17 protein-coding genes are annotated in these 24,626 nt (G+C 41.5%); 13 read left to right on the forward strand and 4 right to left on the reverse strand.

Annotated features, from left to right (window positions below):
• Positions 1-170 precede the first annotated feature (170 nt).
• From J8L98_RS03505 to J8L98_RS03560, 12 genes are all read left to right on the forward strand, one after another.
• Positions 171-1,199, forward strand: coding sequence for a S66 peptidase family protein (locus J8L98_RS03505; RefSeq protein ID WP_210995307.1), 1,029 nt, complete (start codon positions 171-173; stop codon positions 1,197-1,199).
• Positions 1,200-1,526: 327 nt separating this feature from the next.
• Positions 1,527-2,570 (forward strand): GGDEF domain-containing protein, encoded by a 1,044-nt coding sequence (locus J8L98_RS03510; protein ID WP_210995308.1) that lies wholly within the window; start codon positions 1,527-1,529, stop codon positions 2,568-2,570.
• 129 nt (positions 2,571-2,699) lie between these two features.
• Positions 2,700-3,713 carry a DUF2235 domain-containing protein gene (locus tag J8L98_RS03515; RefSeq protein ID WP_210995309.1) on the forward strand — a complete coding sequence of 338 codons (1,014 nt, stop codon included), beginning with the start codon at positions 2,700-2,702 and terminating at the stop codon, positions 3,711-3,713.
• A 3-nt stretch (positions 3,714-3,716) separates the two neighbouring features.
• Entirely contained in the window at positions 3,717-4,151 is a 435-nt protein-coding gene (locus tag J8L98_RS03520) for a GNAT family N-acetyltransferase (RefSeq protein WP_210995310.1), read from the forward strand.
• A 224-nt stretch (positions 4,152-4,375) separates the two neighbouring features.
• Positions 4,376-5,395, forward strand: a complete 1,020-nt coding sequence (locus tag J8L98_RS03525; protein ID WP_210995311.1) for an SDR family oxidoreductase — start codon at positions 4,376-4,378, stop codon at positions 5,393-5,395.
• The gene (locus J8L98_RS03530; RefSeq protein ID WP_210995312.1) at positions 5,392-6,615 is read left to right on the forward strand and encodes an aminotransferase class III-fold pyridoxal phosphate-dependent enzyme; all 1,224 of its coding nucleotides are present in this window, start codon (positions 5,392-5,394) and stop codon (positions 6,613-6,615) included. Before J8L98_RS03525 ends, J8L98_RS03530 begins: the two co-directional genes overlap by 4 nt.
• Positions 6,615-7,064, forward strand: coding sequence for an SRPBCC family protein (locus J8L98_RS03535; protein WP_210995313.1), 450 nt, complete (start codon positions 6,615-6,617; stop codon positions 7,062-7,064). The genes J8L98_RS03530 and J8L98_RS03535 overlap by 1 nt, the downstream gene beginning before the upstream one ends.
• On the forward strand, positions 7,061-8,176 hold the full coding sequence (locus tag J8L98_RS03540; RefSeq protein ID WP_210995314.1) for an acyl-CoA/acyl-ACP dehydrogenase: 1,116 nt from the start codon (positions 7,061-7,063) through the stop codon (positions 8,174-8,176). The genes J8L98_RS03535 and J8L98_RS03540 overlap by 4 nt, the downstream gene beginning before the upstream one ends.
• 2 nt (positions 8,177-8,178) lie before the next feature.
• Entirely contained in the window at positions 8,179-9,012 is an 834-nt protein-coding gene (locus J8L98_RS03545) for a formyltransferase family protein (RefSeq protein WP_210995315.1), read from the forward strand.
• 117 nt (positions 9,013-9,129) lie between these two features.
• Positions 9,130-10,185 carry an efflux RND transporter periplasmic adaptor subunit gene (locus J8L98_RS03550; RefSeq protein WP_210995316.1) on the forward strand — a complete coding sequence of 352 codons (1,056 nt, stop codon included), beginning with the start codon at positions 9,130-9,132 and terminating at the stop codon, positions 10,183-10,185.
• A gap of 2 nt (positions 10,186-10,187) precedes the next feature.
• Positions 10,188-13,259, forward strand: coding sequence for an efflux RND transporter permease subunit (locus J8L98_RS03555; RefSeq protein ID WP_210995317.1), 3,072 nt, complete (start codon positions 10,188-10,190; stop codon positions 13,257-13,259).
• Between the two features lie 293 nt (positions 13,260-13,552).
• The gene (locus J8L98_RS03560; protein ID WP_210995318.1) at positions 13,553-14,116 is read left to right on the forward strand and encodes a YSC84-related protein; all 564 of its coding nucleotides are present in this window, start codon (positions 13,553-13,555) and stop codon (positions 14,114-14,116) included.
• 1,551 nt (positions 14,117-15,667) lie between these two features.
• Here J8L98_RS03560 and J8L98_RS25025 read toward each other — a convergent pair.
• The 3 genes from J8L98_RS25025 to J8L98_RS03575 form a co-directional block, all read right to left on the reverse strand.
• A complete protein-coding gene (locus tag J8L98_RS25025) occupies positions 15,668-18,934 on the reverse strand; it encodes a collagenase (RefSeq protein ID WP_210995319.1) in 3,267 nt (1,088 codons plus the stop codon).
• A 452-nt stretch (positions 18,935-19,386) separates the two neighbouring features.
• The gene (locus J8L98_RS03570; protein WP_210995320.1) at positions 19,387-19,812 is read right to left on the reverse strand and encodes a hypothetical protein; all 426 of its coding nucleotides are present in this window, start codon (positions 19,810-19,812) and stop codon (positions 19,387-19,389) included.
• Between the two features lie 10 nt (positions 19,813-19,822).
• Positions 19,823-21,625, reverse strand: a complete 1,803-nt coding sequence (locus tag J8L98_RS03575; RefSeq protein WP_210995321.1) for a S8 family serine peptidase — start codon at positions 21,623-21,625, stop codon at positions 19,823-19,825.
• 783 nt (positions 21,626-22,408) lie between these two features.
• Here J8L98_RS03575 and J8L98_RS03580 point away from each other — a divergent pair.
• Entirely contained in the window at positions 22,409-24,265 is a 1,857-nt protein-coding gene (locus J8L98_RS03580; protein ID WP_210995322.1) for a S8 family serine peptidase, read from the forward strand.
• Between the two features lie 166 nt (positions 24,266-24,431).
• On the opposite strand, the gene J8L98_RS03585 is transcribed toward J8L98_RS03580, so the two are convergent.
• On the reverse strand, positions 24,432-24,626 hold a 195-nt coding region (locus tag J8L98_RS03585; RefSeq protein ID WP_210995323.1), incomplete at its 5' end, for a calcium-binding protein.

The following is a 24,626-nucleotide window of genomic DNA, read 5'->3' on the forward strand; positions in this document are numbered from 1 at the left end:
AAATGCTAAACGGAACATTGCATCTTCACACTATAAAGGCCATCAAGCTTTTGTCCAACAGGCGCCCGTATTGATAGTCAATGACAAGTCAGTTAGTCAGGTGTAATAAATTGGGGTTTACTCTTTTTAGAAACAACGTTAGTGTATTTTTATTTAGGAGCTCGCCGCCTATGTATTATCCTCAGCCGCTGAAGCCTGGAAGCCGCATTGCCATTTGTGCATTCTCATCATCTGTGCCGTCAGTATGTTTTGCAAGATTAGATAAAGCCATTGAATTATTGCACGGTTATGGATTCGAAGTTGTTGAAGGGGGGACGGTTCGAAATAGTGGTCAAATAGACCCACATACTCGGGCAGATGAGTTGACACAATTTCTCTTAGATGAACAGGTTTCAGCCGTAGTACCGCCTTGGGGGGGAGAGTTAGCGATGACTATTTTACCTTTACTGGACTGGCAGGCATTGGAAAACGCATCACCAAAATGGGTATTTGGTTTTTCTGATGTGAGCACCATCATGACAGCCTTAACTACTCGACTAGGATGGGCCACGCTTCATGGCAGCAATTTAATGCAGTTAAGTGCTTTACAAACGGATAGTTTAACGCGCAACACACTTGATATTATGTCATTGCAACAAGGAGATGAAATCACACAATACCCCAGTACTTTTTTTGAAAAAACGAATTCTCAGTCGATTTCGGACCCAACGATGATTTTTAATCTCACAGAGCCTACAAAGTGGCGTCTACTTGCTGAGAGTGAGACGAAGTTAGTCACGCCCGTCATTTTTTCTGGCCGATTATTGGGCGGTTGTTTAGATACGCATCAGCACCTTATGCAAACGGCATTTGCGCAGCTTGATACCTTCGTATGCAGTCACGAAAATGACGCACTGATCTTGTATTTTGAAAATGCCCAACTGAATGACAATGCCTATATAAGAGCTTTGTTAGGACTGAAATTTCGAGGTGTGTTTGAACGGGCATCTGGTATATTGATTGGTCGAAACACTGCGAATGATGGACCAAATGGCACACATAAAGCAGTATTAGAGCGGGCGTTAGGTGAGCTAAACATCCCCATTGTTTTTGATGTGGATATAAGCCATCAGCCGCCAAATATGCCGTTAATTAACGGTGCACATACCGAAGTGAAACTGTTGGCGAAAAGAGTCAGTGTGACCCAGCACTTGATATAATTGAAAGAGTGGTGTTATCAGAATGTAATTTTTGTATTTTTGCGATCTTGAGGTTAACATACTTGATGTGGCAATTATCAGTTTCTTTGGAATAGATAATATTTTATCTTGTTGTTTATGCAATTTTTTATTTGCTTTTGTTAGTGAGAAATGATGAGTTTATGAGTTGTTTCTCAGTAGTTTATGTGAATTTTGGCTCAGTATTGTGACTTCAATTATTTTTCAATTGATTAATTATTTGCAATGCTTTAGTCTTGGTTTTGTGCTGTGGTAACGAGCATAAGCGCTCTTTGATAATAATTATAAGTTTGTTCTAGGATTAGGGTTATGAAAGCCACGGAATTTGATACGTCACTTTCTCATTCTGCTCAATGTATGAAGCAAGCCATTCCTCTTATGGTTAAATATAAAATGCCAGTCACACCGGTAAACTATGCTATTTGGTACTGCTATGTGCTCGGTTCGAACGACAAGTTAAACAAAGAACTCGACGATATTTTGGCACACTACCAAACATGCCCGCCAGCACAAGCAAAACAGCTGTTTAACGCTTTTTTATCAGATAAAGATCTTGCTTTGTTTCACCAGATGTCTGATTCATTTCATAATACAATTGCTGATGTGCAAACCGAAATAGGTAAAACACTTGAGTCGTCACAAGACTTTTCAGCCATTTTGTCTCAATGCCATTCAGGTTTATACGGCTTGAAGAAAAACAGTTTAGACTCATTTGATGACGTATTGGGTTATGTGGATCGTTTGACTGAAGAGTCGGTTGTGATGCAACAAAATGCGTATCAATTTCAGAAGAAACTAGAGAACGCCTACGCTGAGATCAGCGATTTAAAAACAGCATTAGTTAATACGCAAACTGCAGCCAGCCAAGATCCTTTAACTGGGTTGCTTAACAGAGGCAAGTTTGATGAAGACATTGTCTTATTTTGCAAGGCTGAGCACACTGGCAATCACCGCGCGTTAATTTTTGTTGATATTGACCACTTTAAACAGTTTAACGATGATTTTGGACATCAAAAAGGAGACGATGTTTTAAAAGTTGTATCGACAAAAATAATGAAGCATACCGAGGGCATTGGAAAAGCATATCGTTATGGTGGTGAAGAGTTTTGTATTACTGCCGAATTGGATAGTTTAAGTGAAGTGGTTAATTTTGCTGAGAGTATTCGTAAAGATATTGCGAAGTTATCGGTGAAGGGCAAAAAGACAGGCAAAGCCGTTCGTTCAATTACTGCAAGCTTCGGTATTGCATTACATGGTGAGCAATGCTTTGTCACTCAGCTGATTGAGCGAGCCGACAAAGCACTTTATTTAGCCAAGGAACATGGACGAAATAGAATTGAGATTGCTGCATAACATATCCTTAAGATTGCTTACTCTATAATTTTCATCCAAAAACTCAAATAGCAAGGTCATTTAAGGTGTTGACTTAAATAGGAACACTTATAGAATTGCGCGCATAATACAATGTATAGAATATAACAAATGAAAAGAATCATCGTCTGTATGGATGGGACGTGGAACAAGCCTACGCAATATGACCGAGGAAAGCGTAAACCCACTAATGTTGTGAAAATAGCTCGAGGTATTGAGCCTGTTTGTCCAAATGGTGTCCACCAAGTTGTTTATTATAGTGAAGGTGTGGGTACACAATGGGGATTAGATCGGATCCTTGGTGGCGGGTTTGGCATGGGTTTATCTCAAAATATAATAAAAGCCTATCGTTTCATTGTGCACAATTATCAGCAAGGCGACGAAATATATTTATTTGGTTTTAGCCGCGGAGCTTATACGGTTCGTAGCTTGGCAGGGTTGCTGAATAAAGTGGGGCTTTTACCAAAAAATCACGCATTTTATATGCCAGAAGCATATAGACTATATCGTAATAGCTCGTCAGAAGCACAGTTAGTGTCTTTTCAAAAGCAGCATCATTGCATTGATGTGAAGATAAAATTTGTGGGCGTTTGGGATACGGTCGGCGCTTTAGGTATTCCAGTTGGTTTTGGTAAATTTAATCGTCGTTATCAATTCCATGATGTCAGCTTAACACGCAATATTGAACATGCATATCAGGCATTAGCTATTGATGAACGCCGTGGTATTTTTAATCCTGCAATTTGGCAATTACCGAAAGATTCAACGCAAACACTTCAACAGCAATGGTTTATAGGTAGTCATAGCAATGTGGGTGGGGGCTATAGTCAAGATGGTTTAGCGAATATAAGCTTGCATTGGATCAAAGATATGGCGACTCAGTACGGGCTACATTTTAACGAACCCTTTTTAAGTTATTATAAAGCCTATCATTTGGATGAATACCGAGACTCAATGACCTGGTTATACAAATTGACCGACTCAATACGGGAAATAGACAGAAAGCCTTTGACCAATGAATCATTGCACCACAGCGTTCTTCATCGCATCAGGGACCTTTCTAGTTATCGTCCGGCTAACGTGATGCCAATGGTCGAGTCGAGTAAATTTAAGGTAGTAGGTTGATACATGACTTTTATCATAAAACAAGGCACGTTGTGCGACTTGTTGCACATTGAAAATGATATTCCCGAGTTTACTTCACCAAAATCAGTGGATGATATTAGAACTAAGATTGACGCTCATAAGCACGTTTTATTTGTTGCATACATTGAGGGAAAGCCTGTTGCTTATAAGCTTGGGTATGAAAAACAGAGTCGATTATTCTATAGCTGGCTTGGTGCAGTGCGGCCTGATTATAGAGGGTTAGGCATTGCAAAATCACTGCTATTGCACCAAGAAGCGTATGCCAAACGAGCGGGTTATCAAATTATAGAAGTTAAGTCTATGAATCGCTTTAAGCGCATGTTACAGGTGCTGATTGCATACGATTACCACATTGTTGGGTGCACGCGTTTAGATGACAATAGCGACAGCAAAATTACATTTAGAAAAAAAATCTAGCTTACTTTTTTAAATCATTGCCTCGAAGGTAATGATTTCTTCCTTTATTTCTACCGCAAAAAAAACAGTCGTAACACATTATCATTACAAGTGTAAAAATTTAGTAAATAAAATTGTTTAATTGTTCATTGTAAACAATTATCATTACGGACCTAAAATAAATACATGAGCATTGCCTGAGGTGAGGCATGCTTGATTTTTGGTATGTGATTGAAGGAGTAGTAATGTCACGTCACTTTTTTCTAACAGGTGCAACGGGTGTGGTTGGTTTGTCGATTCTTGAACAGCTTGAAGAGGGCGACCAAGTGTCTATTTTGACCAATAGGCAAAAATTTAGTGTCTTGCCCAAGGGGGTTGCTCGACAGCTAAAAGGCAACATATCTAAACCAGATTTTGCTCTTAGCGCTGATGATTTAGCAAAGCTAAGTCAAACAGATATATTAGTGCATAGTGCTGCATTGACTGATTTTACAGCGGATCCCGAGGCACTCGCTGAAGTGAATATCGCTGGTTTAAAGCATGCAAAAGCGTTGGCAAATAAGCTGAATGCGCGCTTGGTTTACATTAGTACCGCATTTGTAAAAGGTCGAAATGGGCATGCATTTAACAATTACGAGCACAGTAAAAAACTGGCAGAATCTTCTTTAGATGAAGATATAACAATCATTCGTCCATCGGTCATAATTGGAGACAGCATTAAAGGGATCATGCCTAAAAAACAGGGAATGCATAATATGCTTAAGTTAGCGACCAAAGAAGTGATCCCAGTCGTACCAGGGGATGCGAGCACACTGGTCGATGTTATTCCAAGAGATACCGTCGCCAGTGGCATATTGGCGGTCATTGACAATAATTTATCAGGTGAGTTTTGGCTAACCGCAGGAGACAGAGCAAGCACGTTAGGTCAAATGTTAACAATTGGCACTAATCCAGATTATTTTGAGCGTTATCAAGTCAAGTTTAAGCCACCTAAACTGATCAATCCCACCACTTTTGAACGCTTGATCAAGCCTGTATTCCTTCCTGCATTACCACGTCGCTACAAACGTATGTTTGAAGAAACATCGATTTATTTAAAATATTTGGATATGAGCGAAGGTTTTTCATCTGATTTAGATGTATTGGGTACTTATAAAAATGGCCCTCAGCCATTTGATATTCCTGAAGTTATGGTTAAAAACATTGCTGCATTTGACGAGGTCCATCCACTGACGGAGACGCTTATTAATGAGTCTTTATTATGAGAGAAGAAACGTTAAGTATGTTGAGATCTCATAGTAACCGCTCAAGAGCGAAGCTATCAAGTATGATGAATTTACCTATTGAACACGCTGCACAAGGCTGTGAGATTATCGATACACAAGGACAAACATACCTAGATTGTGGCGGATTCGGGGTGTTTATTCTCGGTCATCGTCACCCTGAAATTGTTGAAAGCGTGGTACAGCAGCTCAACATATTGCCGATGAGTAGCCGGACGTTGGTGAATAATACGCTGGCAATCGCCAGTAAAAAGCTGGCTGATTTTTGTCCTGAAACATTGGATTATACCTTTTTTACGAATTCTGGCACTGAGTCGACCGAGCTTGCGTTAAAGCTCGCACGAGCCAATGGCTGTAATAAAGTTGTGGCCATAACGGGGAGTTATCATGGCAAGACATTAGGTGCACTAAGTGTGACCCATCGGAGTGCGTTTAGAGCCCCATTTGAACCTCTTTTTGACGAGGTCACTTTCGTTGCACGCGATGATATGACAGCGCTGTCTACGTGTTTTGAAAATCACTCAGATAGGGTTGCTGTGATCATTGAACCGGTACAAGGGGAAGGTGGCGTATATGCACTAAGCAGCGAATTTGTGCAACTCGCCAAAGCATTATGTGTGGCTCATGATGGCTTGTTGATTGCAGATGAAATTCAATCAGGGCTAGCTCGAACCGGCTTTGATTGGGCAATTGAGGCACATCAAGTTACGCCAGATATGATGCTAGTGGGCAAAGGGTTAAGTGGTGGGGTTGTGCCATGTGCTGCGCTTGTTGCCACTGCTGCTACGTTCGAGCCACTTAACAAAGATTTTATGCTACATAGCAGTACGTTTGGTGGTTCCCCGATAGCTCTTGCCGCTGCAATTACCACGTTAGATATCTTAAAGCGGGACAACATTGCAAACAAAGCCCGCACCATTGGACTAAAGCTGGTGGCTGCACTATCACCCCATGCAACCAAAGCGGGCGTACGTGTGAGAGGAAGCGGAGTACTCATTGGTCTTGACGCTCAAAACCCAGCGAGGGCAGGTCAGCTTACTTTGGCTTTATTACAACATAAAGTGATCACCAGCCACTCTTTGAGTAATGCCAATACGGTACGTTTAACACCCAGTGCTTTATTAACTGAAGCACAAATAAATCAAATGATTACGGCATGTATCGCCGCATTTTCATCATTACCAGCTAAGGATTTACCCTAATGAGACGTGTCACAATTGAAAAACGAGTGCCAGTATCAGCAGCATTGGCATATCAAACGATTTCTGATTTTAAACAGTTTGAAAAACACTGCGCAGCAGTGATAAGTATTGATGTAACCAAAGTATCAGATACGCAAAGTGATTCAACATGGCAAGTTCACTTTCACGATGGTCAGATGTGCTGGCGAGAGCAAGATGTGTTTGATGAGCAGGCTCTGACCATAGATTTTAATCAATTAGAAGGAGATGCGGAAGAGTTCTATGGGCGTTGGCAGGTTGAAGTGCTGTCAAGCGACAGTGCTAAAATTTGTTTTGAAGCGTCATTTTGTATGGGGATCCCAACACTTGCTGACATTTTAGAGCCTATCGCAGAAATGGCGATCACAGCGAATGTTAACGACATGTTGACCGAGTTATTTTCACTTGAAAAGGAAGGGGAGCCGGTATGACGATAGTCAGTGATGCTCTCGCCAGTGTTGATAGCTTCTTACCTGGCTTAGCTGATAAATTGAGTGCAAATAGTTTCATAGACAATGAATCTGAGCAGAGTCAGGTTATAAATTGGTTTAAGCTAAGTGGCGGTTGCAAATTGATGGTAAAACGCAGCTATGGCGGTCAAGAATTGACCCCGTGGCAAGGGGTATTAGTACAATTAGGGTTAGGTATTTATTCTCCGTCACTGGCGATTGGTGCAGGTATGCACCAATTCTCAATTGCTACTTTGCAGGAAATGGCGAAAACCAGTCATGGTTTAGAGTCATTACTACTTGAGGCGATAGCGAAGAATGATTTACTCGTCTCGTCAGCATTCAGTGAAGGCAATACCGCTAGAAGCATTTTACAAAGTCAGATTGTTGCTAAACCCAGTGGCAAAGGATTTTTAATAACGGGCACAAAAAAACCCTGTAGCTTAGCCCATGATATGGATTTATTAACGGCTAGTGTGCGGGTTGAGCCCAGTGATGGAGAACCTTACTTCGCTGTGGCGCTTATTCATAAAGAAAATGACGGTGTTAATGTTGAGCCATTTTGGAATGCTAGCTTCTTAAAAGCAAGTCAAAGTGAAGCTGTCCACTTAGATGAGGTTTATGTGCCGCATAGTATGATGGTTAATGTTGACGAGCAGTCGGCTTATCATGCGCATATTAGCGGCTTTGTGTGGTTTGAGTTACTCACGAGTGCATCATATTTGGGGATGGTATACGGCTTAGTCGAACAAGCAGATAACCATAAGCGTTTATCGGTTGAAGATAAAGCAGCGGCTTACATTAAACTTGATTCAAGTGCATTGGCCTTGAAGGCGATTGCCTATGATATGAATAACCAAACGCAGGATACCTTGGCACAGGTACTGGCATGCCGCTATCAATTACAAGAAGTGTTGGCCCAAGTGATGACGCAAATCATCGAGAAAGTTGGCGGAATAAACTATATCGGTAATGCTTACTTTTCAAGTATTGCGCAAACAATACATGCGTTTAATTTTCACCCGCCAGCTAAGCATAGTATGTTAACGCCGTTAGCATCGTATTATGATAACAAACCGTTAATCATGGTGTAATTATGAGAGTAGCACTTTCTAATATAGAGAATGTCGCCACTCAAGAAGCGATGGTGACGGTTATACGCCGCCATCATCGTGATATTAAGTTGGTAATATTAAGCGATCCTTATTCAAAGAAAAATGGCGGATTTTTTACACAGTTGACCCGCAATTTAAACCTCAGAGGCTTAGGGTTTGTCAATTATTTGTGCGTAAAAATGACGGCGATGCCGATAATGCGATGGGTATCTAATCTGTTGGGTAAACAGTCACTGCCCAGTATTCGTCAAATATGTGATACGCATCAAATACCTTGTATTAAAGTAAAAGACATCAATGCCCCGGATGTGGTCGCGCAGATAAAAAAATATAATATTGATTTATTAGCTATTTTTTACTTCGACCAAATTTTGCAACAGCCAATGATTGATGCGCCTAGATTAGGCGTTGTGAATTTCCATCCTGCGTATTTACCCAGTTGTCGAGGGCTTTTTCCTATTTTATTTAGTTATTTGTATAACCAGCAGCAATATGGTTTGTCTGCTCATTGGGTAAAAAATACCGAGATAGATGCGGGCCCACTCATTGCCCAGTGTGGTATAAGGTGTGACCAACCACGCAGTCTATTACAGCTAGATCGTATGGTATGCAATCAATTCACTGTATTTTATCCGCAAGTAATGGCATTGTTAAGCAAAGGCTTGGGTGTACTCGCGCCGATACCAACGGTGCCTGAAAGTTACTATTCGTATCCTAACCGAGCACATTTAAAGGAGTTAAAAATGCGTAATCTTCCACTGGTTTGTAGCAAAGATATAACAGATTTAATCCTTGATAAAGCCCAGTCAAGATAAGCAGGTTAGTACTGAACAATAATATTATTTACGTCACGTCGCGGCGACATTTAATTTAGCATGAATCACCTAACTTAATACCACAGAGAGATTACTTTGATAAAACAAGGATTTACCATGAAACTACTCACATTCTTTTTCAGCTTTTTGTGGTGTTGGAGTGTGCTTGCAGCTGAAAGTGGTGATCATCTGCCTATTGCTGCGTATCAAGTCAAACTTGAATCTGGATATACACAGCTACGCGCAGTGACAGGACAAGTGGTTAAGCAGCATGAGGCGAATTTGAGTTTTGAGTTTTCGGGTAAAGTCCACACGATTTTGTTTGACCAAGGCGATTGGGTTAACAAAGGGGAGATTATTGCAAAACAAGATACGCAATTACTTGAAATAGAAAGACTTGAACTTGACGCGCAGAAGGCGAAACTTAAGGCGCAGCTAAAGTTAGCAAAAGTAGAGCAACAACGATTTGAGAAATTGAGCAAGAAAAATCACTCTGCGGCACAACAACTTGATGAAGTCACTACCCAAATTGAGGTAATTGCGGCGGAGCAGTCTTTACTTGACGTTAAGCTAAAATCGGTTGCAATTCGATTAGAGAAAGCGTCTCTTACAGCCCCTTTTTCAGGCCTGATTGCGCAAAGAAATGTGCATTTAGGTGAAGTTGCGAGTGTGGGTCAAGTGATGTTTAAATTGTTAGAGCATAACAAATCCCAGGTTGTGCTCGGCGTGCCGGTGTCATTGCAAGCGTATGTGAACGACACGATGGTGATTACAGTATCGGGAAAGCAATATCCAGCACAATTACTGAGTAAAGGGGCGCTTATTGACAATATGTCCCGAACATTAATGATGCGTTTTCAATTACCCAAAGGGGTCGAAGTCTACGCTGGCACGTTAGCACGCATGGGGATCAGCACCTTTACGGAACAACCGGGCTTTTGGGTGCCGTTGAGTGCTTTAACGGATGGAGTGCGTGGTACTTGGTTAGTGTATGGTGTAGAGGCGGGAACAATAGTTCCTATATCGGTTAATGTGCATTATACCGATGGGGAATATGCTTTTGTTAGTGGTGCTCTAACACAGTACCCATTAATTGTAGCGAACGGGCTACATAAAATGGCGGCGAACATTGCCGTTGAGGTTGTCCAGACCCTTAGTAGTCGGAGCTTGTAGCCATGCAGTTTTTATTTTCAAATGGCAGGCTTCAAGCTTTACTCGTTGCTTTGTTGATAGTGACAGGCTTCTCCGCACTTAATAATTTACCACTGAGTGAAGATCCTCGAATCATCAATCGTTTTGCAATTATTACCACATATTTACCAGGCGCAACTGCGAGCCGCGTTGAAGCTCAGATCACAGAAAAACTCGAGCTAAAATTAAAGTCTCAAGCTGAAATAAAAAACATTATTGGTATGTCGCGTGCAGGTATATCAGTGATCAGTATCGAACTCAAAGATGAAGTCACTGCGGTTATTCCCGTATGGTCTCGAATACGAGATTTATTAGCAGATGCCCAATCTCAATTACCACAACAAGCCAGCTTAACAGTCCTTGAAGATGATAGAGGGTATGCATATACCAAGATCATCGCGATTACGGGGGAGCAAAATGCAGCTTCTTTAATGAGGTTAAATCGCTTTGCAAAAGAATTAAAAAACCAGTTAACAAATACTCCAGGTGTTGAGATTGTTCACTTATTTGGCGGCATTGAAGAAGAGGTCCGAGTGACGTATGACTCGGACAAAGCAACGCTCGCGGGTGTATCATTGCAGCAGATTGCAGATGCAGTAAAAGGTGCAGACCCCAAAGTTGCTGCTGGTGCGGTAATAAATGATGAGTCCCATTTACAAATAGAGCTTAATGGGTCGTTTGATTCTTTAGCACGTATTGCTGCTATTCCATTGGCTAGTAATGATGATATTGCGCAGTTTGTGTTAGCAGACGTTGCAACGGTAACACGGCAGCTGCGCTCACCTCGCACAGAAGTGGCGTTGATTGATGGTCAGCAAGGTGTATTTTTAGGGGTAAGGATGCAGCCTGAATTCAGAGTCGATCGCTGGTCTGCAGTCATAGATGAGAAACTAAGCAATTTTGAGCTCACGCTCCCAGGTACTGTACAGGCACACACAGTATTTGACCAAAAAGTCTATACTGAGGCCCGGCTAGGAGAATTGATTGATAATATTGCGGTAGGCTTTGCGCTGATACTCGGCGTATTGTTGCTCACGTTAGGGTTACGCGCGGCGCTAATTGTGGGGGCGGCTTTACCTTTGACCGTGTTGTTTACGTTGGCGTGTATGAATATTTATGGATTACCTATTCACCAAATGTCGGTCACGGGGTTAGTCGTAGCCCTTGGGATCATGGTAGACAACGCGATTGTGATCACCGATTCAATCGCAAGGTATCGTCAACAGGGCATGACTGCTTTGCATGCAGTGAAGAAAGCGGTAAACCACTTTTGGCTACCGTTATTAAGTTCAACGTTGACCACCATTTTAGCATTTGCGCCTATTGTGCTGATGCCAGGGCCATCAGGTGAGTTTGTCGGTGGCATTGCGCTCAGTGTTATATTCGCATTGATTGGTTCTTACGTTGTTTCACATACCTTGATTGCCGTTTTTGCTGGTCGTTTTTTACCACAAAAAAGCCAGCAGGGTATATTACACAATGGAGTCAATTTGCCTAGTTTATCGGGACGTTTTAAATCACTGCTATATTTTGCAATTGCGCGCCCTAAACTTACTATTTTATTATCAATGATATTGCCTATTTTTGGCTTTATTAGCGCAAGTCAATTGACTGAGCAGTTCTTTCCCCCTGCAGATAGAGATATGTTTCATATCGAAGTTCGATTGTCTCCTAATAGTAGTATCTCAGCGACGCAAAAGCGTATTGATGAAATGTCTGAATTTATCCATCAATATGAAGGGATAGAGCAGCTTAACTGGATGATTGGGAATAATATTCCGTTGTTTTATTATAATTTATTGCAACGAGATAAGGGGGCCAAAAACTATGCACAAGCTATGGTGAAAGTGTCTGATTTTAAACGGGCAGATGAACTCATTCACGCGCTTCAATATGAATTAGATAGGGCATTTCCTGAAGCTCAGACTTTGGTTCGTAAATTAGAGCAAGGCCCACCTTTTAATGCGCCAATTGAGTTAAGAGTATTTGGGCCGAATTTATCGACCTTAAGCTCTATAGGACAAAAATTGCGTACAGAGCTCATTGCACACCAGCAAATTACTCATACAAGGGCGACGTTAGAAACGGGGAGCGCGAAAGTGACGCTTAACGCCGATGAAACGTTATTAAGCCATGCTGGTGTTAAATTAACCGACATAGCCACTCAGTTAGAAGCGCAGTTTGAGGGAGTAGTAATTGCGTCTGTCTTAGAAGAAACCGAAACAATACCTGTGCGTTTGCGTACGTCACAAGAGCAACGTGAATCAATAGATGCACTGTATGGAACACAGTTTATTACTGAGCAGCCATTATTGCTGGCTGCGTTTGCTAATGCGTCATTGGAACCAGTACAAAGCGCAGTGCATCGGCGCAATGGAGAGCGCGTTAATGTTATCGAAGGTTTTTTACAAGCAGGAATATTACCACAGAAAGTTCTCAATGAAATTCAACCTAAATTGCAGGCAGCACAAGCGCAACTACCAGCCGGTTACCGGATTGAGGTGGGGGGGGAGTCGCAACAGCGAGATGAAGCGGTTGGCCGACTACTTGGCAAAATAGGCATTATTGTGGTGTTGTTGGTAAGTGTACTGGTACTCACATTTAACTCATTTACCACCACCGCGGTTATTTTAGTGACCGCCGTACAATCAGCCTTGTTAGGGTTATTAAGTGTTTATATTGCAGGCTACCCATTTGGTTTTACTGTAATAATCGCGTTACTTGGTTTAATGGGATTAGCTATCAATGCTGCCATTGTCATACTGTCTGAATTAAAAGTGAATAATGCAGGCCAAAATGACCACAAAGTAGTGATGAGCGTAATGACATGTGGCAGACACATTAGCTCTACGACAATTACCACAGTGGGTGGTTTTATGCCGTTGATACTTGCGGGAGGCGGATTCTGGCCACCATTTGCCGTAGCGATTGCTGGTGGTACGGTGTTGACAACCTTGTTGTCGTTCTTTTTCGTGCCAGCGGTGTATAAATTGTTTGTAAAAACAACAGAGGCTCAAAATCCAGATGCTCATACTCTAGCAGTCAGTGATATGTAAATGAATTTGGGTATTTCGATAACAAGTGGTGATAAGTTAATGTATTGAATGAAATAACAACAGTTCGGTTTTTTCGATGATATAGACCATTATAATATGATTTTATTTTATTATTAGATTGGTAAACTGGCTTTGTTTTCACACTTATCCCTCATCATTACCCATGATGTGTTTGGCCGCTTTATGCGGCCTTTTTTCTTTATTGCTCTCCTATATTTAGATTAGATTCATCTAGCAGCAAGGTTGACCCCGTTACTATGCTGAGCATATGTTGAATTGAATGAAGTTGAATCTTGATGAAAGTGTTTCTCTTATATCTTGTATTTCTTGCTAGTCTACTGACTGGCTGTACGTCCACCCAGAGTCATTCTGTTGATGAAAAGCGTGCCATGGTTAATGTTATGGAACAAACAACATTAACGAAACTATTTAAGCAAAAGCCTGATGTTCGACAACAGGTAAAGCATGCTGCGGGATATGCGGTATTTGATAGTGCGAACGTGAATGTGATCCTTGCGAGTTTTGGCGGGGGCTATGGGGTTGTTGTTAATAATCAAACAAATAATAAAACTTACATGAATATGGCTGAAGCCGGTTTAGGGCTTGGGATCGGGGCAAAAGATTTTAATATTGTGATGGTTTTTCATACTCAAGCAGCCTTGGCCAAGTTTATTGGTCAGGGCTGGACGTTTGGCGGTAATGTAGATGCAGCAGCAAAGCATAAACAACAAGGTAACGCTGTATCGGCAGAAGCGATTATCGATGACGTAACGGTTTATTCATTAACTGATACAGGTCTTGCACTGCAAGCGGTATTAAAAGGCACTAAATTTTGGATTGATGATGAGATGAATTAGGTGCGATCTTTTCTTATATACCCTATATATAGTGTCGACGTTGCGAAGTGTATTTAATGCTGTTTTGCTGCATTGATGTGGAGTAGAGTGATACTGGCGTGGTTAAGCATAGAGCGTTTGTGATGAGTGGTGAAACGTAGTTTCGCAGCACTTCGATGTGAGGTCATGGATGACCGATGTAACCCAGCTCCATGGCAGGATTGTTTACGCTTAAGTGGCAATTTCATGGAGCCTGAATCAAGTTCAGGGCGACGAAGATGATGAGCTTGTGTGTATCTTATTTCTGTAGTCATGCACCGAGTGGTGTTTGTGGTCATGTTCTGTCGTGTTTGTTAGCATTTCTACCGAATACCGAGGATATGCCACAACTATCGTCTTTCTGACGCAGGTCAGAATCTACTCTTTTTAAGTGGCAGCATAGGGTAAGTCAGCACATGGACCCTGAACCGAGTTCAGGGCGACGAAGATGATGAGCTTGTCGTATATCTTACCTCTGTAGTCACGCACCGAGTGGTTTTTGTTACTATTTCTACCGAATAACCGAGGATATGCCACAACTATCGTCTTTCTGACGCAGGTCAGAATCTACTATTTTTAAGTGGCTGTATAGAATAAGTAATCATATGGACCCTGAACCGAGTTCAGGGCGACGAAGATGATAAAGCTTGTGGTGTATCTTATTTCTGTAGTCACGCATCGAGTGCTGTTTATGGTCATGTCTCCTGTTTTTTGTGCTTACATATCCTGTCGTGTTTGTTACCATTTCTACCGCATAACCGCATAACCGCATAACCGCATAACCGCATAACCGCATAACCGCATAACCGCATAACCGCATAACAGAATAAATAATGACCGAGGATATGCCACAACTATCGTCTTTCTGACGCAGGTCAGAATCTATTCTTTTTAAGTGACAGTATAGAATAAGTAAGCATATGGACCCTGAACCGAGTTCAGGGCGACGAAGATGATAAAGCTTGTGGTGTATCTTATTTCTGTAGTCACGCATCGAGTGCTGTTTATGGTCATGTCTCCTGTTTTTTGTGCTTACATATCCTGTCGTGTTTGTTACCATTTCTACCGCATAACCGCATAACCGCATAACCGCATAACCGCATAACCGCATAACCGCATAACCGCATAACCGCATAACCGCTTAAAGAATAACCGAGGATATGTCACAACTATCGTCTTTCTGACGCAGGTCAGAATCTACTATTTTTAAGTGGCTGTATAGAATAAGTAAGCATATGGACCCTGAACCGAGTTCAGGGCGACGAAGATGATAAAGCTTGTGGTGTATCTTATTTCTGTAGTCACGCATCGAGTGGTGTTTGTGGTCATATACCCTGTGGTGTTTGTGATAGTATCTGTGTGTTGTTTATTAGCATGTAATTTGTAATTTGTAATTTGTATTTTGGTTGTGATGGGGACTACGTGATTGAGCGTAACTCATATATCAGTGCTATCTGAAAAAGAAATGGTTTGTATATGTAACGCCACGCGTTTTTGAACGAGTGGCGTTAAATTAAAGGGAACAGTTCTTTTTTAAGGCGTGTAGTTACCGACTAATTGAACATCCGTATAATTGTTGTGACCGAGTAGCATGATGTAGTATGTGCCAGCTTGTACATTGTTAATCGTACATGACTCATTACTGCCGACTTTCCAAGGGCGGCAGTCATAACTTGCTTTGGTAGGTGCTTCGCCAAATTTAACGTGCATATCGACATCACCACTGCCACCGCTGGTTGTAATGGTTAAATTGCTAGCACCAGCAGGCACAACCAAGGTATAAATCGACTCTTCATTTGTCGTACCTGATACGAGTTTTACGACGCCATTATCTAGTGAATTGCCGTTTGAAGCGCTGCTAATAGTTGCTGTTGTGGTTGTACTGGCTGTGGCACCCTCATTATCAGTGACCGTGAGTGTCACTGTATATGTGCCAGCGGTACTATAAATATGGCTTGGGTTTGTAGAGCTACTTGTTGATCCATCACCAAAATCCCATGCTCTACTTGCTATTGACCCATCACTGTCTGAGGAGTTATTACTACTCATTGCTATTGCGGTGTTAACATTGCCAGAATACGGGCCATCGGTTAATGCTGTCGGTGCAGCGTTGTTATTCCCTGTCGTATATTTCCCCACAAGGTTCACATCAGTGAAGTTATCGTATCCGCGTAGCATAATATGGTACGTGCCAGCTTGAATGTTATCCATGACACATTGTTCAACGTTGCCCCCTTTGTATGGTCTACAGTCATGGCTATTCGTTGTTGGTGCCGAACCATATTTTACATACATATCAGCATCACCAGTACCACCACTGGTATCAAAGGTTAAGGTCGCTACGTTAGCTGGTACTTGCATGGTAAAGTGGACTTCTTCACTTTTCTGTCCTGATACCTTTTTACTGACACCATTGACTAATATATTGTCATCAATCGGTGCGCCATTTTGTATGTATCGAGCGAGTACAGTGACATCTGTAAATTCACTATCTGCTGGCACGTGAATATAGTTCCAACCTGCCTTTACATTAGGGACCAGTATTGTTTCATTGTTTGAGGGGCCGTTGGAGATATGATCATACGTTGTACTGTTAGGTCGTTTATCCCAGCGATGTAGTAAGTTTGCATTACCGCTACCATGGCGTAATGTGATTTCTAAGCTGACATCAACCAGACCAACAGGTACATTGAGCCCAAGTTGTACCTGATGGTTATTTGCTTTGTTTTCGATGCATATCGCTTTGCCCGCTGAAATATCTCTTGACTGACGCGGCCGATTCAATGCACATGCGTTTATGCCTGGTAACTCATCTCCTTGAATATCACCGATATCAATGGGTTCAATCGGCGATGGTGGTCTGGTATTATCTACTGTACAGCCTGATGATGTGACGGTCGTTAACCAATTTGAAAAATCTGCATCAAAGGTTTTATTGGAGATCCAGCTATCGACCATACTGGTGCGATAAGATGCGTAATCACCCACTTTAAATTTGTCTAACATATTAAAAAATGTGGTATTTTGTCGCTCAAACATGTAACGCGAGGTTAAATATCCCCACGAATATATGCGATTTTGGCCAACACCATATTCATTGCCAAAGATGGTACTAATGTTATGAGTCGCATTGCCTGCTTCTGTTGCTGCCCCGTCATTACAATTACGGCGAGAAATATATTCCGCTATGCCCTCGCCATACCACACGGTTTTACCCGCGCCGTTAACGTCTCTAAAGTCACCTTGAGTGATAAACCGACCATCTAAATAGTGAATGTATTCATGGCGCAAATTCCAAATATCAAAGATAGGTCGAGCAGGTACTTCCTCATAGGCAAAGAATGTTGCTTGGTCGCCAGCTTTACTTGGATCGCCTTCTAAATATAAGCCTCCATTATCAGTACTTGCGCCAAATAAAACGCCGCCATAGATACGCCATTCAGATGCGTCGTTAAATACAACCATTCTTAATAGATCATTGTCATCAGGTGTGACAGGAATACGATTTGTTTTTAGTGTTGTGTGGAAATGCTCTTCATGACTACGCAATGAACTACATGCCCAATCTAGTTGAGCTTGGTTCATATCTTGTGCCCACATAAATAATGTACCAGAAGGGCAATTGATGCGGTCTTTTAATACACTAGAGATGATTTCATCTTTTTTACTACAGACATTATGCTCACTACATTTACCTCGATAATTCACCGCGTTAAGTGTCTGTAGGTATGCTCTTCTGCCGCTATCTGCTTCTAGGGGACCATAACTATTGAATACTTTATTAACTTCACTGACAAGGGTTGCTTGTATTGAAGAAAAGTGGCTATCATTTTTGCCGCTATATACGTTACCTAATTGATAACCTAAGTTATGCAAATGGTAATCTGTAGCGCCTTTGTCTAACCAATTGATATTATTGTGAATGAAGTTACCTAGCTTGGTAATAAATGCAGTGGTATGTTCAGCAGTTCGACAATCAGCAAAACGCGCGCAGGCATTTGGGATCCCCCAAATTGCTGCGGCAAATATGTCTCCCCAACCTGTAACTTCTTCATAAGACTCGTCATAACGGTCCAGTAACTGATGTACAATAGGCATGTATTTTTCTTGCAAGCTTGCATTGTTGAGGTTAACAACGGCAAGCTCGATGACTTTGGCATTTTCTGCTGTTTTATCATACATATGACTGTTGGCGAATAGGGCATCTAATGCCGATTTAGTCGCTTGTTGGTTCTCAGGTGTCAATAACTCTCGATTGCCATAATAGTAAAATGCTCTGATCCAATATTGCAGTGCCTGCATGTATTGATCGGCATCGGTCCCATTATAAGTAAGCGCTTTTGCTTTTGCTTCATTTGCAACGGTGATGATATTCGCTTGTGTAAAAGTGCCTAAACGCACAGTATCAGACGCGTCGGTAAACAAACGGCCCACACAATCATAGCTCTGTGTTTTTATTTGGGTTAACAAGTTTCTGCCAGAAGTGACAAAAGCGTTGTCGTTACAGTTTGCTGTGTCTGCATTTGCTGTGTCTGCATTTGCTGTGTCTGCATTTGCTGTGTTTAATGCGGCCGTACTTACAGTGTGCATTTTTACGTGCTGTGCATGCGCTTGATCAGCAGGGTTACTGTAATTATCAGCATGTAAAGCGATTGCTGAGGTTGTATTCTTGGCTTTGGCATGCGCGACAGCATCCGTGGCTGATGACGAGATGCCTACAGCCGGTGGGTTCGAAGAAGCTAATGCTGTTTGTACACACGTTGTGAGTAATAAGAGCGGGAGTGTTTTTATTATTCGCATTATTTATCTCCCCACATTATTTGTTTATTGCTGCGCAATGTCGTTGTAGTAGTGAACAACATAATCGGTGTTAAAAATTTTCTCACTGTTCAAATCCTTATATTTTATTATATGTTTTTCTTTAATGATTACAGCTTAAGGCTCATGGTTGTTTGGTATATTTTATACAAAGTAAATTGAGCATAAAATATACTAAATGCAATTTCACAAAAATGCAATTTTTTAAACATTTAAATTTAACAATCAATGTATTTTAGATTAAACGGTGTAATTTATTGTTTTGCATTCCTGTTAATTGTCTATCAGTTCCTGAAAAGTAACATTTGTGAAATAAAAACGACCAAAAGATGTTTTTTATTTGAACAATAAAAAACCGTGCTCGATAAACATCAAAGCACGGCTTAATTTATTAGCTAAAGTATTTGGCGCGTAAACTCGCCAGAGATCATTGCTTATTCAGCTTCAATGGCATCAGGTTTCATACCCAGCTGTGCGGAGATGACACTATCCAAATTGAGTGTTTTAGTCAGTGCGATCGATAAATTAGTGTCGGTATCGTCAATGGTAAAAATGGCACGTTGACCTCGAGTGTAGCTGAGAGTGTACCCCAATGAATCGGCGACTTTTTGTGCCACAACATAGGTGGGTAAGTGCACAATGATCTCACCTGTTAATGTATATGTTTCATGTGAATGAAGTTCTGCAACTTGGTCGCCTTTGTATAGTGCAGTGGAAGGCGCATCATGAGCAACTTTCGCAAACGTTTGACCATTAGCTGAAAATGTGTGCTGGGATAACTCCACCGGCTCGGCAACTAATAATTCGTCTGCGGTTGCTTGGGTCATCAGTAGTAACGCGGAAATGAGTAGTAATTTCATGATTTATCTCCTATTTATGACCAATGAAACGAATATTCCAAGAGTTTAACGTGCCCTCTTCTGTGTTATTTCTGTGTGTAAAGCGAATATTTGGTTCTCCTTTGCCCGAAGGATTAAAAGTAAACTTTTCATCTACGCCTTGAGTATCAATCAAACGTAATGTCCATCTGCCTTTTGCTGATTCACCATAAAAGTTATGCGACAGCATTTGCGTTTCGGTAAAACCAGAGCGGCCAAAAATAGTGCCGGTACGAGGGGTCATTAACACACTGCGAGTGCCAGAGGGGGAAATAAGTTCGACTGCAACGTCGCGCGTACTGGTATGCTGCGCTGTCAATTGAATTTGCACAGCTTCCACGGTGATATCTTCGTGTTGCTGATAATGACTGGCTACCCCTGTGATATTTCCGTCAGGAATCGCTATATTGGCAACTATGGTGTTCCATACACTGATCTCAAGCGGAGGGAGGGGGGTGGAGTAAAACCGAGCCATATTAACTGCAGCGTCTACGTCAACGGCACCAAAACCATAAAAAGTATGAAAGTGGTACCCAGCTGCATTAGTTTGCCATGTCGGAATGGCATCGTAGCTATAACTGTCACCATTTTTATGATTGAAACTCAGTGACACGCCGGAATGTTCAGCGTCGATTTTGCGTGCTGTAGCGGCTAAAATATGTCGCACGTCACGCCAATTCAGCGCAGGGTTTGCTGACATAATAAGTGCAATAGCGCCTGCAACATTGGGGGCTGCAGATGATGTGCCATTCATTCGAGCATTGTAATCACAGGTTGGGTCAAGTTCATGCCCACCATGCAATGTATTGCGACCATATGCGGGATTCCGCCCTCTATCACAGCCGGTCAAATCTGTGGTAATAATGGCAGGGGAGGTTGTACCATATTGCCCACCAGGGGCTGAAACAAAGACGTTAGATCCGACTTCTGAGTAAGATGATTTCACGCCATCGGCATTGTATGCAGATGTCACTAGGTTCCAATAGGTTGCGTCCATTCTTTCTAAATTAGAGTTTTGTACTGGAAGGCCTTGGTTATTCTCGTCAAAATAAATACGCCCTCTACCATAGTTTTTTAATGTAATAGATTGAGATTGATAACTGTTCCCCGCAGATTTTACAAAGATTGCCCCTTTTCCACCATGAGAGTGGCGGGTGATCTCTTCTTGAGCATCATCGTTTCTTTTTAACCAAGGTGTGATTTCGTAATTGTACCTTTGTGGTGAAGTACGGGCACCGCCGTAACTTTGGTTAAATACACGAGGGAAGTCGAATGAAGCACGGTTAAAACCATCTGAATATAAGCCATGAGATTGCAACCAATTGGCTTCGTTCCATTTCTTTAATAGGTTAAAGCCAACAATCCCAGCAAGAGGTGCGACACCGCGACCACCAATACCATTATATGCAGAAGCTGCAATAATGCCGGCAACAGCAGTGCCGTGAGTATCATTGGCATCTTTGGGCTTTAGGTTGGCAGAGTTTGTTAAAAAATCCCAAGATCCAGGTTTTACATTGTTTATTAAATCAGGATGATCGAGTTGTACACCGCCGTCAATGACTGCCGCAGTTACACCGACACCTAATATACCTAACGCATGAGTTAAATCTAAGTTCATATCTTCGCCGATTTTACCACCTCGCTCAGAAAAAGCGGTTTGCCCAGTATTTTGTAAATGCCATTGTTGACTGGTGAGAGGGTCGCCTGCTCTGAGTACATACTCGACATTAGCCAGTGCGTTGCTGGAAGTTACGAGGGCGATTGCCGTTGCAATATACGCGTATTTTACTTTCATATTTATTGTTATCTTTTTTGTTTATTTCAAAGTTATCGTACCCTATTTGGGTTTTAAAGAAAGCAAAAGGTTAATTTTTTGTTTTTTCGATGGGTCTATTCATCGCCATTTTGCTTTGTTTTTATTCATTCAATTGCGGGATAAAATCACGTGTAAATCGGCGTAGACTTGGCATGTGTACTTTTAATCGTCACTAATTCAGTCATGATTAAAAGCGTAGGCGTAGACTGTAAAATCAGGTATCAATTATTCTTTATGGTAGAAAATATGACTTGGGTTATATGCAGTATTTTGTTGTTTTTATTGTCACTTATTGCGGGGGTAATCGCATTGTTTAAAAAGCGAAAGTATCTTGGAATCTGTAGCTTAATAGGACTGTTGTTAAGTGGAATGCTGATGGGCAGCAGTACTTTCAGCGATTTTTTTCAGGTGGATAGATGTTTAGACTCGGGTGGAAGATATAATTATGAAGCCAATGTATGTGAAAACGGCTAAGCAGTGTTGGGCTGTTGTTTGATGTTTACAAGTGACGATAATACCAAGGAAGGTTTTAAAAAAGACGTAGCCAGTATGATTCTGCAATTTTCAATTGTCGCGTTGTTATTTTCTGACGAAATGTCCGTTTTAGTATTACGTGCATCATTTAGGAACACATCGGTAAAATAGATATCTACACACTCTGAAGCTGGCTTGTAAACTTGTTCAGGAGGGTTATTTGCTGATGTATTTCCGGTTGTATGCAGGGTGTTTGAGATACTCACTATAATGAAAAAAGGATTGTTTATGTTCAAAATTGGAAAATTAGGCGTGTTAAGTGCCGCGGTGTTAGTGGCTTTGAATACGCAAGCAACCACAGATCGAGATTATGAGAATCGTTGGTTAGATCCCAATGGTGATCCACTTTTAGCACTGCAATGGAATTTACTCAACAAGGGTACATTAAATGGCACAACGGCGGGTATTGACCTCAATTTATGGCAAAGTCATATTTGGGGGCATAAAGGTCATGGCGTGACCGTGGCGGTCATCGATTCAGGGGTCGATATGGATCACCCTGATTTAACAGACAATTTGATAAAAAACCCGGATGTTGATTCCCGTGCTCGTTTTGGTTCACATGGTACTAAGGTTGCGGGGATCATTGCCGCTACCCAGAATCAAATTGGGGTGCGTGGTGTTGCACCGCAAGCAAAAGTGATTTCCTACTATGGTTCTGGTGGACGTAGTTTTGATGAGTGGCGAGTGAGTCACGGTGATCATGAAAGCTCAAAAAATATCCGTGCTTTTAATAAAAGCTATGGAGTAGATTGGGCTATGAGCGTGCCTTACACGCATGAGGGCGCAGAGCTAAACTACCCAGGTATGGAGCGAGTATTTGAAAAAGTATCGTTAATCACAAAGCACAGTGATGAAACTTTAGCAGATGAACGAACGGCCATTTTTGTTCAAGCCGCAGGAAATGGCTATCAAGGCACCGCATTGTTTGAAACATCTGCCGAAGGCCCTCGCTATATTGGGGCTGGTTGGCCTATTGATGATAATGCAGGGTTGCCATGGCAAAATTCTAATGCAGACTATGAAAGTGCCAATTTTTGGAATTTACCGGTCAGTGCAATAAGTGCAGATGGGGTACTTTCTTCTTATTCAACGGTAGGCAGTAGTATCTTTTTGACAGCGCCAGGCGGGAACGACCGGTTTACTCCGGGTCATACGACAACAACCTTCTCTTGTGAGTATTATAAACGGGCTTATCCAGATATAGTGACTGATTGTTCGGTCCTAGACAATGACGGTATAGAATACGGCTACTCTCACACAATGTCGGGTACGTCATCTGCGGCACCGAATACCGTGGGGGCAATTGCGCTTATGCTATCTGCTGCAGATCAACAGCAGCATAATCTTACGGCACGAGATATACGCCATTTATTGGCACAAACGGCCACCAAGGTGGACCGAGCACGTTCAGAGGTTGTGTTGAATGGCAGCGTTGCATTGGAGAGTTGGACTAAAAATGCAGCCAATGTTGAATATAGCCCAATTTATGGTTTTGGTTTACCTGATATAGATAAAGCGGTTGAACTGATACGGCGTTATGCCATCGAAAATTTACCATCAGAGTTAGTTAAAACACCCTGGTATGGTATTGATAGCAAAAATTTAAGCATTGGTATTGCGGATGATTCGACGCCTGCTACAGCTGAAATTGACGTGCAGGATGATTTATATATAGAGGGGGTACAAGTTCGTTTAGATATTGACCATACACGTTTATCTGACTTAAAGATTGAACTGGAGTCACCCAACGGTACGCGTAGCATCTTGATGTCTCCTTATAATAATTTAGTGAGTCGTCATATTGCAGAGGTACAAAACCAACCATTGACAGAAAAGTATCGAGGTTATCGTGACCATTTAATGCTCTCTTACAAGTTTTGGGACGAGAAAGCGAACGCCGTCAATGGTAAATGGACGCTTCATGTGACAGATGTGAGCAATCAAACCCGGAGTATCAATTGGAGTAATGATGGTGTCAAACAAATTCCATTGGCTAACAATAAAACGGCTGGTGTTATTAATAACTGGTCATTGCGAGTCATTGGTCACAAAAATAAAGTAACAAAAAAGAAAAGTTTATAGATGGTCTATAGCGCAGTGTATTATGTACTGTGATGATACATATCAAAGATAAAAAGTGTTACTTTACCCAGTAATTTTAGTATATCAGTACGGACTGTTTACAGTAGGTTTTAGTAGCTAAAGGCATGCTTTAGCTACTACATATTATGATAATACTCCTTGCTTTTTATGTTTTAGCAACACCTTTGAGGTTCAATATTTCATTGAAAGCGTGAGTGTGTTCTGAAATGACTATATTCTCTATTTCAAAAGAGGTGTGTTTAAAATAGTTTTTAATGGTTATTAGATCATTGGTGTTGGTGATATTAATAACTAAATCATCATTGCTGCGGCTGAAGTTGAGAGTGTCAATAGTTATATC

Origin of the sequence: Pseudoalteromonas sp. MMG013 (genome assembly GCF_018100885.1) — a bacterium.
GTDB classification, from domain to species: Bacteria; Pseudomonadota; Gammaproteobacteria; order Enterobacterales; family Alteromonadaceae; genus Pseudoalteromonas; species Pseudoalteromonas aurantia.

Bases quoted from the DNA above. Each gene is read 5' to 3' on its own strand.
- J8L98_RS03505 (WP_210995307.1), top strand. From the start codon at position 171: ATGTATTATCCTCAGCCGCTGAAGCCTGGAAGCCGCATTGCCATTTGT.
- J8L98_RS03510 (WP_210995308.1), top strand. From the start codon at position 1,527: ATGAAAGCCACGGAATTTGATACGTCACTTTCTCATTCTGCTCAATGT.
- J8L98_RS03515 (WP_210995309.1), top strand. From the start codon at position 2,700: ATGAAAAGAATCATCGTCTGTATGGATGGGACGTGGAACAAGCCTACG.
- J8L98_RS03520 (WP_210995310.1), top strand. From the start codon at position 3,717: ATGACTTTTATCATAAAACAAGGCACGTTGTGCGACTTGTTGCACATT.
- J8L98_RS03525 (WP_210995311.1), top strand. From the start codon at position 4,376: ATGTCACGTCACTTTTTTCTAACAGGTGCAACGGGTGTGGTTGGTTTG.
- J8L98_RS03530 (WP_210995312.1), top strand. From the start codon at position 5,392: ATGAGAGAAGAAACGTTAAGTATGTTGAGATCTCATAGTAACCGCTCA.
- J8L98_RS03535 (WP_210995313.1), top strand. From the start codon at position 6,615: ATGAGACGTGTCACAATTGAAAAACGAGTGCCAGTATCAGCAGCATTG.
- J8L98_RS03540 (WP_210995314.1), top strand. From the start codon at position 7,061: ATGACGATAGTCAGTGATGCTCTCGCCAGTGTTGATAGCTTCTTACCT.
- J8L98_RS03545 (WP_210995315.1), top strand. From the start codon at position 8,179: ATGAGAGTAGCACTTTCTAATATAGAGAATGTCGCCACTCAAGAAGCG.
- J8L98_RS03550 (WP_210995316.1), top strand. From the start codon at position 9,130: ATGAAACTACTCACATTCTTTTTCAGCTTTTTGTGGTGTTGGAGTGTG.
- J8L98_RS03555 (WP_210995317.1), top strand. From the start codon at position 10,188: ATGCAGTTTTTATTTTCAAATGGCAGGCTTCAAGCTTTACTCGTTGCT.
- J8L98_RS25025 (WP_210995319.1), bottom strand. From the start codon at position 18,934: ATGCGAATAATAAAAACACTCCCGCTCTTATTACTCACAACGTGTGTA.
- J8L98_RS03570 (WP_210995320.1), bottom strand. From the start codon at position 19,812: ATGAAATTACTACTCATTTCCGCGTTACTACTGATGACCCAAGCAACC.
- J8L98_RS03575 (WP_210995321.1), bottom strand. From the start codon at position 21,625: ATGAAAGTAAAATACGCGTATATTGCAACGGCAATCGCCCTCGTAACT.
- J8L98_RS03580 (WP_210995322.1), top strand. From the start codon at position 22,409: ATGTTCAAAATTGGAAAATTAGGCGTGTTAAGTGCCGCGGTGTTAGTG.